Origin of the sequence: Corallococcus sicarius (assembly GCF_003611735.1) — a bacterium.
GTDB lineage: Bacteria > Myxococcota > Myxococcia > Myxococcales > Myxococcaceae > Corallococcus > Corallococcus sicarius.
The window spans coordinates 1-651 of record NZ_RAWG01000691.1; the positions used below are offsets into that span (position 1 = coordinate 1).

The following is a 651-nucleotide window of genomic DNA, read 5'->3' on the forward strand; positions in this document are numbered from 1 at the left end:
CGGGCGAGGGGTTGGTGGGGGTTGGCATCGTCCTGATGCAAGCGCTCTGGTAGCCTTCCGGCACCCGCATGCGCTGTCCGGTCTGCCACCGCCGCCTCGCTCCCGGCGCGGCGTGTCCCGTGAATGGCGTCCCCGCCACCGAATCCGGTCCCCCACCGGAGCCGCTGGCGATCCCGGACGTCCCCGGCTTGTCCGGTGCCGCCCTGTTGGGCGTGGGGGGCTTCGCGCATGTCTTCGCCGCGGTGCGCGAGGAGGACGGCCGCGAGGTGGCCCTCAAGGTGGGCCTGGGCCCGTACCACGCCCGCTTCGCGCATGAGGCGGAGGCGCTGCGGCGCGTGGGCCCGCCCACGGTGCCCGCGGTGTTCCAGCAGGGCCGCGTCGGTGGCAGGCCCTTCCTCGTGCAGGAGCTGCTGCGGGGGCAGACGCTCGCGGCGTGGATGGCGGCGTTGCCCGGCACGGGGGCCGCGTCCGTGGTGCGCGTGCGTGAGCTGCTCACGGGATTGTGTCCGGCGGTGGCGCGCGTGCATGCGGTGGGGCTCGCGCACCGGGACCTCAAGCCGGAGAACCTCTTCCTGCGCGAGGGTGGCGCGCTGAGCCTGCTGGACTTCGGGCTCGCGCGACGGTTGGAGGCCGGGGCGGCGGATGCGGGGG

At 75.3% G+C, this 651-nt stretch carries 1 protein-coding gene; it reads left to right on the forward strand.

Translation table 11 applies throughout. The annotated features are described in order from the left end of the window. Positions 1–68: 68 nt before the first annotated feature. On the forward strand, positions 69–651 hold a 583-nt coding region (locus D7X12_RS41725; protein WP_147444021.1), incomplete at its 3' end, for a protein kinase domain-containing protein.